The 274-nt window shown below is 64.6% G+C and carries 1 pseudogene; it reads right to left on the bottom strand.

Going from position 1 to position 274, the window contains the following annotated elements:
* Positions 1-274, bottom strand: a pseudogene (locus SB753_RS37170) (LacI family transcriptional regulator); the annotation flags it as partial.

Raw genomic sequence — 274 nt, forward strand, 5'->3', positions numbered from 1 at the left:
GCCGAAGTCGGCCTCGCTGGGCGCGCCAAGTTGCACGAGGGCGGGGTCCACGGATTCACCGCCGGGGAGCGCCTTGTGATAACCCTTCAGCCGTGCCGAACCGGTAGGCAGCTCGTCGGTGCCGCCGATGTAGCCGATCCGGCGATGACCTAGCTGCACGAGATGACTGGTCGCCTCGAAGATCGCCTGCGTATCGTCGATGCCGAACCATTGGTCACCGATCGTAGGATGTCTGCGCAGCAGTTGCACGTGCGGCGATAGCTTGAGCAACCGG

This window comes from Paraburkholderia sp. SIMBA_053, assembly GCF_046534895.1.
GTDB lineage: Bacteria > Pseudomonadota > Gammaproteobacteria > Burkholderiales > Burkholderiaceae > Paraburkholderia > Paraburkholderia caledonica.